General features: G+C 72.6%; 13 protein-coding genes. 5 read left to right on the top strand and 8 right to left on the bottom strand.

Going from position 1 to position 15,115, the window contains the following annotated elements:
- Position 1: 1 nt before the first annotated feature.
- Both OHA65_RS10630 and OHA65_RS10625 read right to left on the bottom strand, forming a co-directional pair.
- Entirely contained in the window at positions 2 to 901 is a 900-nt protein-coding gene (locus tag OHA65_RS10630) for a PfkB family carbohydrate kinase (protein WP_327282881.1), read from the bottom strand.
- Entirely contained in the window at positions 898 to 1,824 is a 927-nt protein-coding gene (locus tag OHA65_RS10625) for a pseudouridine-5'-phosphate glycosidase (protein ID WP_327282880.1), read from the bottom strand. Before OHA65_RS10625 ends, OHA65_RS10630 begins: the two co-directional genes overlap by 4 nt.
- 444 nt (positions 1,825 to 2,268) lie before the next feature.
- On the opposite strand from OHA65_RS10625, the gene OHA65_RS10620 reads away from it, so the two are divergent.
- Positions 2,269 to 2,631, top strand: a complete 363-nt coding sequence (locus OHA65_RS10620) for a cupin domain-containing protein (protein ID WP_327282879.1) — start codon at positions 2,269 to 2,271, stop codon at positions 2,629 to 2,631.
- On the opposite strand, the gene OHA65_RS10615 is transcribed toward OHA65_RS10620, so the two are convergent.
- The 3 genes from OHA65_RS10615 to OHA65_RS10605 all read right to left on the bottom strand — a co-directional run bounded on the left by OHA65_RS10615 (position 2,621) and on the right by OHA65_RS10605 (position 5,742).
- A complete protein-coding gene (locus tag OHA65_RS10615) occupies positions 2,621 to 3,814 on the bottom strand; it encodes an MFS transporter (RefSeq protein WP_371646810.1) in 1,194 nt (397 codons plus the stop codon). The genes OHA65_RS10620 and OHA65_RS10615 overlap by 11 nt on opposite strands.
- Positions 3,815 to 4,185: 371 nt before the next feature.
- Complete coding sequence (locus OHA65_RS10610) at positions 4,186 to 4,749, bottom strand: methylated-DNA--[protein]-cysteine S-methyltransferase (protein ID WP_327282877.1); 564 nt, start codon at positions 4,747 to 4,749, stop codon at positions 4,186 to 4,188.
- Positions 4,750 to 4,803: 54 nt separating this feature from the next.
- The gene (locus tag OHA65_RS10605) at positions 4,804 to 5,742 is read right to left on the bottom strand and encodes a glycerophosphodiester phosphodiesterase family protein (RefSeq protein ID WP_327282876.1); all 939 of its coding nucleotides are present in this window, start codon (positions 5,740 to 5,742) and stop codon (positions 4,804 to 4,806) included.
- A gap of 242 nt (positions 5,743 to 5,984) precedes the next feature.
- Here OHA65_RS10605 and uvrB point away from each other — a divergent pair, with 242 nt between their 5' ends.
- The 4 genes from uvrB (at position 5,985) to OHA65_RS10585 (ending at position 12,109) form a co-directional block, all read left to right on the top strand.
- Entirely contained in the window at positions 5,985 to 8,153 is a 2,169-nt protein-coding gene (gene uvrB, locus OHA65_RS10600) for an excinuclease ABC subunit UvrB (RefSeq protein ID WP_371646546.1), read from the top strand.
- A gap of 85 nt (positions 8,154 to 8,238) precedes the next feature.
- On the top strand, positions 8,239 to 8,817 hold the full coding sequence (locus OHA65_RS10595; protein ID WP_327282874.1) for a TerD family protein: 579 nt from the start codon (positions 8,239 to 8,241) through the stop codon (positions 8,815 to 8,817).
- Between the two features lie 65 nt (positions 8,818 to 8,882).
- Positions 8,883 to 10,886: a TerD family protein gene (locus tag OHA65_RS10590; protein ID WP_405761779.1), complete on the top strand. Its 2,004-nt coding sequence runs from the start codon at positions 8,883 to 8,885 to the stop codon at positions 10,884 to 10,886.
- Positions 10,887 to 11,125: 239 nt separating this feature from the next.
- Complete coding sequence (locus tag OHA65_RS10585) at positions 11,126 to 12,109, top strand: TerC family protein (protein WP_327282872.1); 984 nt, start codon at positions 11,126 to 11,128, stop codon at positions 12,107 to 12,109.
- A gap of 15 nt (positions 12,110 to 12,124) precedes the next feature.
- Here OHA65_RS10585 and OHA65_RS10580 read toward each other — a convergent pair whose 3' ends face one another.
- The 3 genes from OHA65_RS10580 to OHA65_RS10570 form a co-directional block, all read right to left on the bottom strand.
- Positions 12,125 to 13,459 carry an MFS transporter gene (locus tag OHA65_RS10580; protein WP_405761778.1) on the bottom strand — a complete coding sequence of 445 codons (1,335 nt, stop codon included), beginning with the start codon at positions 13,457 to 13,459 and terminating at the stop codon, positions 12,125 to 12,127.
- A 163-nt stretch (positions 13,460 to 13,622) separates the two neighbouring features.
- Positions 13,623 to 14,279: an MBL fold metallo-hydrolase gene (locus OHA65_RS10575; protein WP_327282871.1), complete on the bottom strand. Its 657-nt coding sequence runs from the start codon at positions 14,277 to 14,279 to the stop codon at positions 13,623 to 13,625.
- Between the two features lie 9 nt (positions 14,280 to 14,288).
- Entirely contained in the window at positions 14,289 to 14,987 is a 699-nt protein-coding gene (locus OHA65_RS10570; RefSeq protein ID WP_327282870.1) for a maleylpyruvate isomerase family mycothiol-dependent enzyme, read from the bottom strand.
- Positions 14,988 to 15,115: the final 128 nt, after the last annotated feature.

The following is a 15,115-nucleotide window of genomic DNA, read 5'->3' as shown; positions in this document are numbered from 1 at the left end:
CCTACGGACGCCCGCCCAGCCGGGTGACCGCCTGCGCGGCCGCACGGCACCCGGCCCCGGCGGCTTCCGTCGGGTCTGCGCCCGCGAGGCGGGCCGCCAGGAACCCGCCGGTGAACGCGTCCCCGGCGCCCGTCGAGTCCACCGCGTCGGCCGACTCCGCCGACACCTCGGCGATCACCCGGCCCCCTTCCGCCACCAGCGCCCCCGCCGCACCCCGGGTGACCACGACCAGCGGAACCCGCCGGCTCAGCTCCGCCGCCGCCCGTGCCGCCCCCGCCGACTGCGGCAGCCCGGCCAGCAGCCGCGCCTCTTCCTCGTTGGGCAGCAGTACGCCGATCCCCGCCACGGCGTCGAGGAAGCGCTCCGGACCCAGCGCGACCAGGAATCCCGCCGAGGCCGGGTCCACGCTCACCGGCACCCCACGGGCCCGCGCCGCCCGCAGCGCGATCCGGGCCAGCTCACGGCTGGTGTCGGCGAAGAAGAGGTAGCCGGACAGGTGCAGATGGGCCGCCCCGTCCAGCAGGGCCGGGGCCCAGTCCTCCGGGGAGAGCCGCAGCGCGGCGCCGCTGTCGGTCAAGAAGGTCCGCTCCGCGTCCTTGCCGACCAGCACCACCACGGTTCCGGTCGGCTCGGCCGGATCGACCACCAGCTGCGGCCGCACCCCCGAGTCCCGCAGGGACTGCTCGTGCCACCGGGCCGATTCGGTGCCGACCCGCGCGAGGAGGCGTACCTCCGGCGCCCCCGCGTGGACCGCCCAGCAGGCCGCGTTGGCCCCGGCGCCGCCCGGCAGGGTGCGGATCCGGGCAGCCGTGTCCGTGGCCGGAGCCAGTGGCTCCGGATGGACCGCCACCACGTCCGTCACCACGTCCCCGACGACCAGCAGGGCCCCGTACGCCGTCACGGGCGGGCCGCCCAGGCCCCCGCGATCCTGGCCCCGAGCGTCACGTTGCCCCGCACCGCCGCCAGGTTGGCCTCCAGTGAGGCCCCGCCCGTCGCCCGTACCAGGAACCCCAGCAGGAACGGCGTCACCGCCTGCCCCGTGATCCCCCTCTCGTGGCACTCTTCGAGGGCCTCGGCCAGGACCCGGTCGTGCAGGTCCGGATCCAACTGCTCCGCCTCCGCCACCGGATTCGCCACCAGCAGTGCCGCATCCGGTCCGCCGACGGCGTCCTGAGCGGCCATCACCGCCGCCACCTCCTCCGGCCGGTGGACGGTCCAGTCCACCGGCTCACCGGAACTGGAGAGGTAGAACCCGGGGAAACGTTCCGTCCCGTAACCCAGCACCCCCACCCCGAGCGTCTCCAGCCGCTGCAGCGTCGCAGGCACGTCCAGGATCGACTTCACCCCCGCGCACACCACCGTGATCCGCGTCCGTGCCAGCAGCGCCAGGTCCGCCGACTCGTCCTGCGTCTGCGCGTACTCCCGGTGCACGCCGCCCAGCCCGCCCGTGGCGAAGACCCGCAGCCCGGCCCGCGCGGCCAGGAGCGCCGTCGCGGACACCGTCGTCGCCCCGGTCGCGCCCGTCGCGAGCGCGGGCGCAAGATCCCGGTGGCCGAGCTTGCGCACGCCCTCGCCGCCGGCGATCCGCTCCAGCTGCGCCTTGTCGAGGCCCGCGTACGCCACGCCGTCGACGACCGCGATCGTGGCCGGAACCGCACCTTCGGCGCGCACCAGCGCCTCCAGTTCCGCGCCCACGGCCAGATTGCGGGGGCGGGGCAGGCCGTGCGCGATGATCGTCGACTCCAGGGCCACGACGGGACGGCCCCGCTCCAGCGCCTCGCGGACCTCTTCGGACAGGACGGGGACCTCGGGTGATGTGTGCATGTCCCATCCATGGCACCGGATGTGCGCCCCCAAACGCGCTCCCGGCCCGCCTTCCCAACCTGTCCGAGTAGCGTCGCCCCACGCACCCCCGGGACACGCACGCCCTCCCCGAGTGGCTCGCCGACCGGTACGACCTCCCGCCCGCGGGCCGCGACGCGGGCAGCGCCCGCCGGGGCCGGGCGCTGAACGGGCTGCTCACCGCACTCCCGGGCGCCGTCCCGCACCACGTGCTCGACGACGCCTGCGGGATCGGGACCCGGACGCCGGGCCCGACCGCCCGGGCCGCCGGCCCACCGGGTCTGGCCGAAACCCTACGGGTGCCGCGCCCCGGCGGCCCGGGCCCTGGATGCGGGACGGGCTGGACAGGTTGACCCCTCGGGCGGGCGGAACCTGGACGTTCTGGTCACCCCGCCGCGCCGGACGGCCGGATTAGGGTGACTCGGCATGAGCACCAGTGAACACGGCCCCGCGTCGTTCGCCGTATCCGTACCGGACGTCGCATTGGAGGTCGAGGACCTCGATCCCGCCCAGATCCTCTCCGGCGAACCCGTCGTGACGGGCAAGGTGTTGTGGGAGTCCCCCGACGGCAAGCAGCTGCGCGGCATCTGGCAGATCACCCCGGGCGTGGTCACCGACACCGAGGCGAACGAGCTGTTCGTCGTGGTCAGCGGCCGCGCCACCATCGAGGTCGAGGGCGGCGAGACGCTGGAGGTGGGTCCCGGCTCCGCCTGTGTGCTCAGGGAGGGCGACAAGACCACCTGGACCGTCCACGAGACGCTGCGCAAGGCCTACCACATCAGTTGCTAGCGGCAGGAGCGGCGGCCGGGTGGCGGCGCGCCGTGAACAGGGCCAGCGCCGCCATCGGCAGCAGCAGACCCGCGCCGATCGCGTTCAGCCAGCCGTAGCCCGCGTGGGACATGACCACGCCGGCGGCCGCGCCGCCCACACCCGCGCAGGTGTTCATCGTGAGGTCGCTCAAGCCCTGTACGGCGGCCCGCGCGGCCTGCGGCACCGAGTCGGTGAGCAGGGCCGAGCCGGAGACCATGCCGGCGGACCAGCCGAGGCCGAGCAGGAACAGGCCGAGAGCGCTCTGCGCGTGGCTCGGCCCGGCGGTGCCGGCGAGCAGGGCGGCGAGCGACAGCAGGCCGGCCGCCAGGCCGATGACCGCCAGCCTGCCGACCCGGTCCGCGAGCCAGCCCATGACCGGCGAGAAGGCGAACATGCCGGCGATGTGACCGCTGATCACCAGGCCGACGAGCTCCAGGCCGGCGCCGTGGTGGCCCAGGTCGACCGGGGTCATCACCATGATGGAGACCATGGCGGTGTGGGAGACGGCGACGGTGACCAGGGCGAGGCGCGCCCGCGGGGAGGACTTGACCGCCGCGAACCCGGCGCGCAGCGAGCGGGCGCCCGGGCTCTGCTCCGCGGGCTCGGCCAGCGCCCGGGCCGTCAGCAGCGGGTCGGGCCGCAGGAACACGCCGATCAGCGTGCCGGTGAGGACGAAGACGGCGCCGGCCCAGACGAACGGGCCCGCCGTCTCGGGTATGGAGGTCCCGGCGAAGCTGCGGCCGGCCGGGGCGGAGAGGTTGGGGCCGAGCACCGCGCCGAGGGTCGAGGCCCAGACGACGACGGCGACGGCTCGGGCCCGGCGGTCCGGGGCGGCGAGGTCGGCGGCCGCGAACCGCGCCTGGAGGTTGGCGGAGGAGGCTGCTCCGAAGGCGGCCATGCCGAGCATCAGCAACGGAAAGCTCTTGATCATGGCGGCGAGGACCACCAGCCCCGCACCGGCGGCGCCGATCCCGTAGCCGAGGACCAGTCCCGGGCGGCGGCCGCGCGCGGTCATCAGGGCGGCGAGCGGCAGGGAGACCGCCGCGGTGCCGATGACGGCGGCGGTGGAGGCGAAGCCGGACAGTGCCTCGGTGCCGCTGACCTGCGTCGCGAGGACCGGGGCCAGGGCGATGCTGATGGGCACGCCGAGGCCGCCCAGCATCTGGCTCGCGATCAGCACTCCGGAGGTGCGGCGTTGGAGCCGGGGCAGGTCCGTGGGGGCGGCGGGCGGGGCGGGCCGGTCGGTGCCGGGTGCGGCGGTCACGCCGTACACCCCCGTCGCGGCGGCGCGGGGCGGTGTCCGGGCGCGGTACGGCCGGAGGCGGTAGGAGTAGTCACCGCGGCAGTTTCCCACCCCTTACCGTCCGACGGAACGGGGACCGCACCCCCAGCCCCGGACCCCCAGCCCCCACCCCCCGCCCCGCACCCCCAGCCCCGGACCCCGGCCCGCGGGGACCCCGCCCCGCGGCCCGCGGCCCCGCGCCCCCGGCCCGCGCGCCACCCGCGATCCGCATGCGCACCGCGGGGCGCCCGTCAGAACAGGGGCTGCGGCAGCACGCCCTCCAGTGCGAGCAGGGTCCGCTTGGTCTCCACCCCGCCGCCGAAGCCGCCGATCCCCCCGTCGTTCTCCACGACCCGGTGGCAGGCCACCACCAGCGGCAGCGGGTTCGACCCCATGGCGTTGCCCACGGCCTGGGCCGCGCCGGGCTGGCCGACCCGGGCCGCGAGCTCCCCGTACCCGACGACCGCCCCGTACGGCACCGAGCGGTCGAGTTCCTGGAGCACCTGCCGGTTGAAGCCGGAGCTGAGCCGCCAGTCCAGCGGCAGCTCGAAGCGCTTGAGCGAGCCCGCGAAGTACGCGGACAGCTGGCGTATCGGCTCGGCCAGCAGTACCTCCCGGCCCGGTGCCGGACGCCAGGCGTCGGCGCCCAGCCGGGAGACGAGGGAGCCGATCATCTTGTCGACGCGGTCCGGTCCGGCATGGAACTCGACCCGGACCAGACCCTCCGGGGTCGCGGCCAGGAGCAGGGGCCCGATGTCGCTGGCGACGACGGTCCATTCGAGGTGCGGCCCGCGGGGCCGCTCGGTGCTGTCCACCCCTCCACCGTACGGGGCGGGTACGACAGCCCGGGCGGCCCGCCGCGGGGCGGCTCAGGACACGAAGCTCCCGAGCACCGCGTCCCGTACGACGTCCGGGGCGTTGGTGATGATCCCGTCCACGCCCATCCCCTGTACCTTCCGCGCCGTCGCCGCGTCGTCGACGATCCAGGTGTCCACTTCCATCGCTTTGCCGTGGGCGCCCAGCAGGCCGTGCACCGCCGCCACCCAGTCGGCCGAGATGGTGGTGTGCCACGGGTTGATCCGGTCCGTGAACTCGGCGTACTTCGGCAGATCGGCGACGGTCGGGGTGCCCAGGAACGCCGTCACGAGGTCCGGGCGCATCCCGTGCACGACGCGTACGGAATCGGCGCTGAAGCTCTGCACGACCAGACGGCGCTGCACGTGGTCCTCGTCGAGCCAACCGGCATCGTCCAGCACCTGGAGCGTCTGCTGCTCGATCCCCGGGTAGAGCTCGGGCTTCTTGATCTCCAGCAGCAGCCGCTCACGGTTGCGCTGCACCCGGTCGAGGTACTCGCGCAGGGTCGGCACCCGGGTGCCGGCGAACTGCTCGCCGAACCAGCTGCCCGCGTCGAGCGTGGCGATCTCCGCGGCGGTGAAGTCCTTGACCCGCCAGGGCTCGCGGTCCGGGAACGCCTGCTCGACGTCCGTGGTGCGGGCCAGGGTGTCGTCGTGGATCACGACCAGCTCGCCGTCCTTGGTGCGCTGGACGTCGTTCTCGACCCAGGCGAAGCCCAGTCGCATCGCGAGGTCGATCGCGGGGAGCGTGTTCTCCGGGGCGTAGGCCGAAGCCCCCCGGTGGGCGTACACGACGGGGCCGAGCACCCCCGGGGAGCCTGCGGGGCCGGTGGAGCCGGTGGGGGAGGTGGAGCCGGTGGGGCCGGTGGCGGCGGACGAGGCCGTCCCGCCCAGCAGGGTCAGGGTGAAGCCCAGGAATGCGGCGGTGGCCGCGGCGGCGGGTCGGACGTACATGCGTTCTCCTCGGTTCGGGAGCCCTGTTCCTGCGTCAGACGCGTGCGGAATGGCAGAAGTTGCGGCGATGCACTTCACGGGGACCTCTACGGCGATCATGCGGTTGAAGATCACCGGGCCGCCACCGAACTACGACAAACGGACCAGAAAGGAGGACTTCCACCCCGCCCGCCGGACCTGCCGGGGCCGCCGCGGCCCCGAGCGGCCGCGTGAGTGTCAGTGGGGGGTCGTACGGTGGAGTCATGCGGCCTGTATCCAAGATCGAACGCACGGTGGCGCCTTTCGAGGTCGTCAGCCCCTACCAGCCCAGCGGCGACCAGCCGGCGGCCATCGCCGAGCTGGAGAAGCGCATCCGTGCAGGTGAGAAGGATGTCGTCCTGCTGGGTGCCACCGGCACCGGCAAGTCGGCGACCACGGCCTGGATGATCGAGAAGCTCCAGCGTCCGACCCTGGTGATGGCGCCGAACAAGACGCTCGCCGCCCAGCTGGCGAACGAGTTCCGCGAGCTCCTGCCGAACAACGCCGTCGAGTACTTCGTCTCGTACTACGACTACTACCAGCCCGAGGCCTACGTACCGCAGTCGGACACCTACATCGAGAAGGACTCCTCGATCAACGAGGAGGTGGAGCGGCTGCGCCACTCCGCGACCAACTCGCTCCTCACCCGGCGGGACGTGATCGTCGTCGCCTCCGTGTCCTGCATCTACGGCCTCGGCACCCCGCAGGAGTACGTCGACCGGATGGTCCCCCTCAAGGTCGGCGAGGAGATGGACCGGGACCAGCTGCTGCGCCGCTTCGTCGACATCCAGTACACCCGCAACGACGTGGCCTTCACCCGCGGCACCTTCCGGGTGCGCGGCGACACCATCGAGATCTTCCCGGTCTACGAGGAACTGGCCGTCCGCATCGAGATGTTCGGGGACGAGATCGAGGCCCTGTCCACCCTGCACCCGCTGACCGGCGAGGTCATCAGCGAGGACCGCGAGCTGTACGTCTTCCCCGCCAGCCACTACGTCGCCGGACCCGAGCGCATGGAGAAGGCGGTCCGCGGCATCGAGGCGGAGCTGGCCGTGCGCCTCGCCGAGCTGGAGAAGCAGGGCAAGATGCTGGAGGCGCAGCGGCTGCGCATGCGCACCACGTACGACCTGGAGATGATGCGCCAGATCGGGTCCTGCTCCGGCATCGAGAACTACTCGCTGCACATGGACGACCGCGAGCGCGGCTCCGCGCCCAACACCCTCATCGACTACTTCCCCGAGGACTTCCTCCTCGTCATCGACGAGTCGCACGTCACCGTCCCGCAGATCGGCGCGATGTACGAGGGCGACGCCTCGCGCAAGCGCACCCTGGTCGACCACGGCTTCCGGCTGCCGTCCGCCCTCGACAACCGGCCGCTGAAGTGGGAGGAATTCCAGGAGCGGATCGGCCAGACGGTCTACCTGTCCGCCACCCCGGGCAAGTACGAGCTCTCCCGCGGCGACGGCTTCGTGGAGCAGATCATCCGCCCCACCGGCCTCATCGACCCCGAGGTCGTCGTCAAGCCCACCGAGGGGCAGATCGACGACCTGGTGCACGAGATCCGGCAGCGGGTGGAGAAGGACGAGCGCGTCCTGGTCACCACCCTCACCAAGAAGATGGCCGAGGACCTCACGGACTACTTCCTGGAGCTCGGCATCCAGGTCCGCTACCTGCACAGCGACGTCGACACGCTGCGCCGGATCGAGCTGCTGCGCGAACTGCGGGCCGGCGAGTACGACGTCCTGGTCGGCATCAACCTGCTGCGCGAGGGCCTGGACCTGCCCGAGGTGTCGCTGGTGGCGATCCTCGACGCTGACAAGGAGGGCTTCCTGCGTTCGGGAACCTCCCTGATCCAGACCATCGGCCGCGCCGCGCGCAACGTCTCCGGCCAGGTCCACATGTACGCGGACAAGATGACCCCGGCGATGGAGAAGGCCATCGAGGAGACCAACCGGCGCCGGGAGAAGCAGATCGCGTACAACACGGCGAACGGCATCGACCCGCAGCCGCTGCGCAAGAAGATCAACGACATCGTGGCCACCATCGCCCGGGAGGAGCTGGACACCGAACAACTGCTCGGCACCGGATACCGCCAGGGGAAGGACGGCAAGGGCGCCAAGGCTCCCGTGCCCTCGCTCGGCGTGGTCAAGGCGGGCCAGGTCACCGTGGGTGGCAAGCAGGTCAAGGGGGCCAAGGCGGCCAAGGCCGCCAAGGACGCCGCGGTGCTGACGGACCGTCCGGCCGAGGAACTGGCGGCGCTCATCGAGCAGATGACCGAGCGGATGCGCGGCGCGGCCGCCGAGCTCCAGTTCGAGGTCGCGGCCCGGATCCGTGACGAGGTGGGCGAGCTGAAGAAGGAGCTTCGACAGATGAAGGAAGCGGGCCTCGCCTGACCCGGGGGCGGTCAGTAGGGTTGGCGTCAGCCGCAGGTACAAGCTGCGCACCCACACGGGGCGGGCCATGGAGAGGGGACAGCGCGTGACGGTCAACATGACCAAGGGTCAGGCCATCAGTCTGCAGAAGCAGGACGGGGGCACGCTGACTGCGGTCCGGATGGGCCTCGGCTGGCAGGCGGCCAAGCGCCGCGGACTGTTCGGCTCGCGGACCCGGGAGATCGACCTGGACGCGTCGGCGGTGCTCTTCGCCGACAAGCAGCCGGTGGACGTGGTGTTCTTCCGCCACCTGCAGAGCGACGACGGCTCGGTCCGGCACACCGGCGACAACCTCGTCGGCGGCGCCGGCCAGGGCGGGGACGACGAGTCGATCCTCGTCGACCTCCAGCGCGTGCCGGTGCACATCGACCAGATCGTCTTCACGGTGAACTCGTTCACCGGCCAGACGTTCCAGGAGGTGCAGAACGCGTTCTGCCGCATCGTCGACGAGACCAACGGCCAGGAGCTGGCCCGCTACACGCTGGACGGCGGCGGCCAGTACACCGCGCAGATCATGGCGAAGGTGTCGCGCGTCGGCGCCGGCTGGCAGATGACGGCCCTCGGCAACCCGGCCAACGGCCGGACCTTCCAGGACCTGATGCCGGCGATCCTGCCGCACCTGTAACCGGACCGGTCCGCAGGACCTGACACGACACGAACGAGCGCAAGGGCACGGGGGAGGGCTGCACGATGACGGCCGAGCTGGTCCGGGGGCAGAACCACCCCCTGTCCCGGACGCGGGTGGAGATCAGGGTCTCGGCGGGTACGCCCGTGCTCGCCCTGGCCTCGGCCTGCGATGACGCGGGCCGGCTGGCCGGCCCCGAGTCGGTGGCCCACCCCGGTGCCCGGAGCCTGCCCGGGCTCCAGGTGCCGCAGGCGGTGGCGGGCGAACACCGCTTCGCCGTCGACCTCGACGCCGTCGCCCCGGCCGTGCACCGGCTCGGGGTGCTCCTCGTCCTGCCGCCCGGCGGGCCGGCGCGGTTCGGCGCGGCCCCCGCGTCGTACGTGGCCGTGGCCGACCCGGAGGGCGCAGAGCTCGCCGGGTACACGCTGACCGGCCTGGAATCCGAGACCGCCGTCGTGGCCCTTGAGCTCTACCGGCGCCAGGGCTCCTGGAAGGTCCGCGCCGTGGGCCAGGGGTATGCCGACGGGCTCGGCGCGCTGCTGGCCGACGCCGGGCTGGGCGCACCGGCCGCCATGGCGCTGGCCGCCGCCGTCGTGGACGCGGTCGCGGTCGCGCCGGACGGGGCCGCACTCGCGGCGCTGCCCGCCGCACCGCTGCCCGCCGACGCCGCCCCCGGGGCGCCGCTCGGCCTCCCGCAACCGCAGTCCGCCGGGGCGGGTACGACCCCGGCGGCCCCCGAGCAGCCGGAGCCGGTCGCGGTGCCGGTCTCCGGAGTCCCGTACCCCGGTCCGCCGGGCCCCGCCCCCGCCGACTCCGGGGACTCGGACGAGGGCCCGCCCACGCTCAGCTACGTGCACCCGCGCCGGCGCCGCAGTACCACCGAGCCGCCGGAACCGGCGCCGCGGGCCGCCGAGCCCGAGCAGCCCGGCCGGCCCCCCGTCCCGGTCGCGGGCGACGCCAGTGGCTGGTCCATGGAGGAGCGGCTCTACAACCAGGTCTGGGGCATGTTCGAGGACCTGGCCCGGACGGTGGCCGCCTACCGCAGTGCATGCGACTTCGCCGAGTCGCGGATGGACCGCGAGCTCGACGAGGCGCTGTCCGACCCCCGCCACCGCCTCGGGGACTCCGGCAACGCCGCCCGCGACGAGGCCCGGGCCCGCCACGACGAGCTCGTCGCCCAGGCCAAGGCCGTGCTCGATCGGGACCTCGCCCAGCTGATCGCCGAGTCCGAGGTGGTCGAGCCGGCGCTGCCGGCCGCGTACGCCCGCTGGGCCAACCCCGTCTGGCACGGTCACGGGGTCCCCGAAGAGGCGCCGATGGCCCTGCGCCTCGGCGATCTGCACCTGCCCGAGCGGCCCGACCTGCGCATCCCCATGCTGGTGCGGGTCCCGCTGGAGCGCGGGCTGTGGATCGACAACGGCCGCACCGGCTCCGAGGCCGCGATGACGATGGACACCGACCGGCTGCGCCGGGCCGCCATGGACATGGCTGTCGCCCACGCGGTCCGGCTGCTGGCGGTCCATCCCGGCGACCGGTTCTCCGTGCACGTCATCGACGCTGCCGGGGCGGGTGCCGCCTCCCTGGCGCCGTTGGTCGAGGCCGGGGTGCTGGCCGGGCCGCCCGCCGCCGGGGCCGCCGGGGTCACCCGGACCCTGGAGGAGTTGACCCGGCGGGTGGACCTCGTACAGATGGCCGTGCGGGCCGGGGCCCCCGAGGACCTGCCGGCCGACGTGGACACCGCCGACCAGTTGCTGATCGTGCACGACTTCCCGCACGGCTTCGACGACCGGGCCGTCACCCGGCTGCGGTACCTGGCCGACGAGGGTCCGGCGGTCGGCGTGCACCTGCTGATGGTGGCGGACCGCGACGAGGCCTCGGCGTACGGGCCGCTGCTGGACCCGCTGTGGCGCTCGCTGATGCGGCTGTCGCCGGTGCCGGACGACCACCTCGCCGACCCGTGGGTCGGCCACGCCTGGACCTTCGAACCGGACCTGCCGCCGCGGGGCAGCCGGGTCCTGGAGCAGACCTTGGAGCGGATCGCCACGACCCGGCGCAATGCCCGTCCATGACCGTCCCTTGGCGTTCTCTTTACCTTTTCGGGGTCTGACGGGTAACCTGGAGCCTGCGGAGGGGAGTATTCCTGCTTTCCTGCTACGGCGTACCCGTCAATACGGACCACTGCGGCCACGAGCGCGCAGTCGGCCCCGGGGCGCTGGCCCACGGCCTCCAGGCCGCCCGGGTGGAAGAGACCTCCGGCAGCGATGACGCTGACATGTGTGCTGAGCCATCTGCCGGAGGCGAATAGACAGTGGACGTTTCGTTGACCCTCTGGGTGCTGACCATTCTCGGTCTGGGCATCCTGATCGGCGCCGATTTCTTCATCGGCCGCAAACCGCACGACGTTTCCGTCAAGGAAGCGGGCATCTGGACGGTCGTCTGGATCGTCCTGGCCGCGCTCTTCGGGCTCGGCCTGCTGTACTTCGGCAACGGCCAGGCCTCCCAGGAGTTCTTCGCCGGCTTCATCACCGAGAAGTCCCTGAGCGTCGACAACCTCTTCGTCTTCGTCCTGATCATGGCGAAGTTCTCGGTGCCCTCCCACCTCCAGCAGCGCGTCCTGCTCGTGGGCGTACTGATCGCCCTCGTCCTGCGCGCCGTCTTCATCGCCGCCGGCGCCGCGATCATCACCTCCTTCGCGTGGGTCTTCTACATCTTCGGCGCGTTCCTGATCTACACCGCGTGGAAGCTGATCCAGGAGGCCCGCAAGGACGAGGAGGAAGAAGAGTTCGAGGAGAACCGCCTCCTCAAGTCGATCGAGAAGAAGTTCGGCGTCGCCGACCGCTACCACGGCACCAAGCTCTTCATCCGCAACAACGGCAAGCGCGTCCTGACTCCGCTGATGGTCGTCATGCTCGCCATCGGCACCACCGACGTGCTGTTCGCCCTGGACTCGATCCCCGCGATCTTCGGCCTCACCCAGGACCCGTACATCGTCTTCACGGCCAACGCCTTCGCCCTGATGGGTCTGCGCCAGCTGTACTTCCTCATCGGCGGCCTGCTCAAGAAGCTTGTCCACCTCAGCTACGGCCTGTCCGTCATCCTCGGCTTCATCGGCATCAAGCTGGTGCTCCACGCCCTGCACGAATCCGGGGTGCACGTCCCGCAGATCTCCATCCCGGTCTCCCTGGGCGTCATCTGCGGTGTCCTGGTGATCACCACGATCACCAGCCTGATCGCCTCGAAGAGGCAGGCGGCCGCCGAGGCCGCCGCCCGCCCGGAGAGCGTCGACGCCTAGCGCCCGTGCCGCGGGCTATGCGGGGGCGGCCGCTTCGGCCGCCCCCGTTCCCGTACCCGCGTCCGGGCCCGACTTCGAACCGAGACCTGTCCGGGCCCGGACGAGCGTCGGGTTCGTCTCCGGCAGCAGCACGAAGCAGACCAGGCCGAGCACGGCGACCGCGGTCAGGTACACGGCCACGCCCCACGGCGGACCGGAGCCGTCCGCCAGTGCCGTCGCCACGATCGGGGTCAGCCCCCCGCCCAGCACGCCGCCCAGGTTGTAGCCCACGGCCGCGCCCGTGCAGCGGATCCGCGGGGCGTACAGCTCGGGCAGGTACGCGCCCACCACGGCGAACATCGTCACCATGCCCAGCAGGCCGCCGAGGCAGCCCAGCGTCATCAGCAGCGGGTCCGCCGTCCGCAGCAGCGCGACGAACGGGAACATCCACACCAGGCACATCGCGCTACCCACCAGACACAGAGGCTTCCGTCCGTGGCGGTCGCCCAGCACCGCCACCACCGGGGTCATCAGCCCCTTGAGCGCGACGGCCGCCATGATGCAGGCCAGCATCACCGTCCGGTCCACCCGGAGGTGCTCCGTGGCGTACGCGAGGGACCAGGTGGTGACCGCGTAGAAGACCGCGTACCCGGTGGACAGCGCCCCGCCGGTCAGCAGGAGCAGCCGCCAGTGCCCGCGCACCACCTCGGACAGCGGGGCGTCGGAGCGCCGGCCGGTCTCGGCGAGCGCGCGGAACTGCGGGGTCTCCTCCACCGAGCGGCGCAGCCACAGGCCGGCGAGGGCCAGCACGCCCGCCGCCCAGAACGGTACGCGCCAGCCCCAGGCGGCGAACTGGCCGTCGGTCAGAGTCGCGGACAGGGTGAGGGTGAGGCCGTTGGCCAGCAGGAAGCCCACCGCCGGACCGGCCTGCGGGAAGCTCGCCCACAGTCCGCGCCGCTGCTCGGGGGCGTGCTCGGCGGTCAGCAGGACCGCGCCGCCCCACTCGCCGCCGAGGCCGAGGCCCTGGAGGAAGCGCAGCACGAGCAACAGCAGGGGCGCCGCCATGCCGATGGTCGCGTACGTGGGCACGCAGCCGACCGCCACCGTGGCGAGGCCGGTCAGCAGCAGGGAGCCGAGCAGGACCGGGCGCCGGCCATAGCGGTCGCCGATGTGGCCGAAGACCACGGAACCCAGCGGGCGGGCCAAGAAGCCGACGCCGAAGGTGGCGAAGGCGGCGAGGGTGCCGGCGAGCGGGGAGAACGACGGGAAGAAGAGCGGGCCGAGCACGAGGGCCGCGGCCGTGCCGTAGACGAAGAAGTCGTAGAACTCGATGGCGGTTCCGGCGAGCGAGGCCCAAGCGATCCGCAGCATCGAGGGCGGGCGGGGAGGAACCGCGGAACGGGGGAGGGCGGGGGAGGGGTCTCGTTGCATGGTGCAGCAACTACCCCGCCCCACACCCCCAGGACGTGCGTTCGGTCATCTTCGACCGGAAGGAGTGCTTCCTGTCGCGGTGTTGACCAGGACCGGGCGTGCGTTACCAGCCGCGCTCGCGCCATTCGGCCAGGTGCGGCCGCTCCGCGCCGAGCGTGGTGTCGTTGCCGTGCCCCGGGTAGACCCAGGCCTCGTCCGGCAGCTGCTCGAAGATCTTATGCTGCACGTCGTCGATGAGGCTGGCGAAGGCCTTCGCGTCGCCCCCGGTGTTGCCGACGCCGCCCGGGAAGAGGCAGTCGCCGGTGAACACGTGCGGGTGCCCGTGCGGGTCGTCGTAGACCAGCGCGATCGACCCCGGGGTGTGTCCGACGAGGTGGCGGGCGGTCAGGGTGACCCGGCCGACCCGGATCACGTCCCCGTCCGCCACGGGCACGTCGGTCGCCACCGGGATGCCCTCGACGTCGTCGGCGCCCGCGTACGTGCGTGCGCCGGTCGCCTCGACCACGGCCTGGAGCGCGCCCCAGTGGTCGCCGTGCCGGTGGGTGGTGACGACGGACGCGATGCCGTCGTCACCGATCAGGTGCAGCAGGGTCTCCGGCTCGGCGGCCGCGTCGATCAGCAGCTGCTCGTCGGTGGCCCGGCAGCGCAGCAGGTACGCGTTGTTGTCCATGGGACCCACCGCGACCTTGGAAATCATCAGGTCCGGGAGTTCGTGCACGTCGGCCGGACCGCCGACCTTGACTGCTCCGCTGTACGTCATGTGCTGATCCTAGAGCGGGGGAAGGGCCGGGAGGAGGCCGCCGACGACGGTGAGGTGCGCGCCCTTGTCCGCGCGCCCGGCCAGCCAGCCGAGCAGCTCGGCTCCGGTGCCGACCAGGGTGATCGGGCCGCCCCCGGTGCCGCCGGTGTGCCAGGTGGTGCCGTTGCCGTCGCCCTCGGCCTGGAGGGTGACCGGGGGCACCGAGGGGTTCCCGGACCAGCGGTCGGCGAGGAAGGCGATCTCGCGGGCGGTGAACTCCTCCGGGAGGTCGGAGAGCTCGTAGCCGATGTTCAGGTCGACGTGGTGCAGCTCGATCTCGACGAGACGGCGGAACGGCACGTTGGCGGCGAGGTCGGTGACCCCGTTGCGCAGCTCGACGGTGCGCGACCAGTCCTGGTCCTGCGAGGTCTGGGCCAGGAAGCCGGCGTGCGTCTCGCGCAGGTCGGCGAGCTGGACCTCCAGGGCGCGCGGGGCGTCGCGCTCGATGTCGGAGTCGCGGGCCTCGGCGCTCTCGTACATGGGGCGGCCCGCGAAGACGTTGACGAGGGCGTCGGCGTTGCGCGCCAGGTGGGCCAGCACATGGCCGCGGGTCCAGCCGGGGAGGTGTGACTCCTCGGCGAGGGCGGCGTTGTCCAGTTTCGCGACCGCGGTCAGCAGTCGGTCCGTGGCTTCACGTACTGATTGCAGGTCGTGCACATGATCAGTCATGGGTCCGAGCCTAGTGCCGCCGGGCCCTGCCCACACGAACGGGTGAACCCGTCTGCGGAGTGCCGTAAATCGAATGCGCGTGCTATACGCTCGAAGTCCAAGCTCTTCTCCATCGCAGAGGCGCCCCC

The organism is Streptomyces sp. NBC_00045, from assembly GCF_045041095.1.
Classification (GTDB): Bacteria; Actinomycetota; Actinomycetes; order Streptomycetales; family Streptomycetaceae; genus Streptomyces.
Note: the sequence above shows the minus strand (reverse complement) of the source record. Positions and strands in the feature narration are given on the sequence as shown.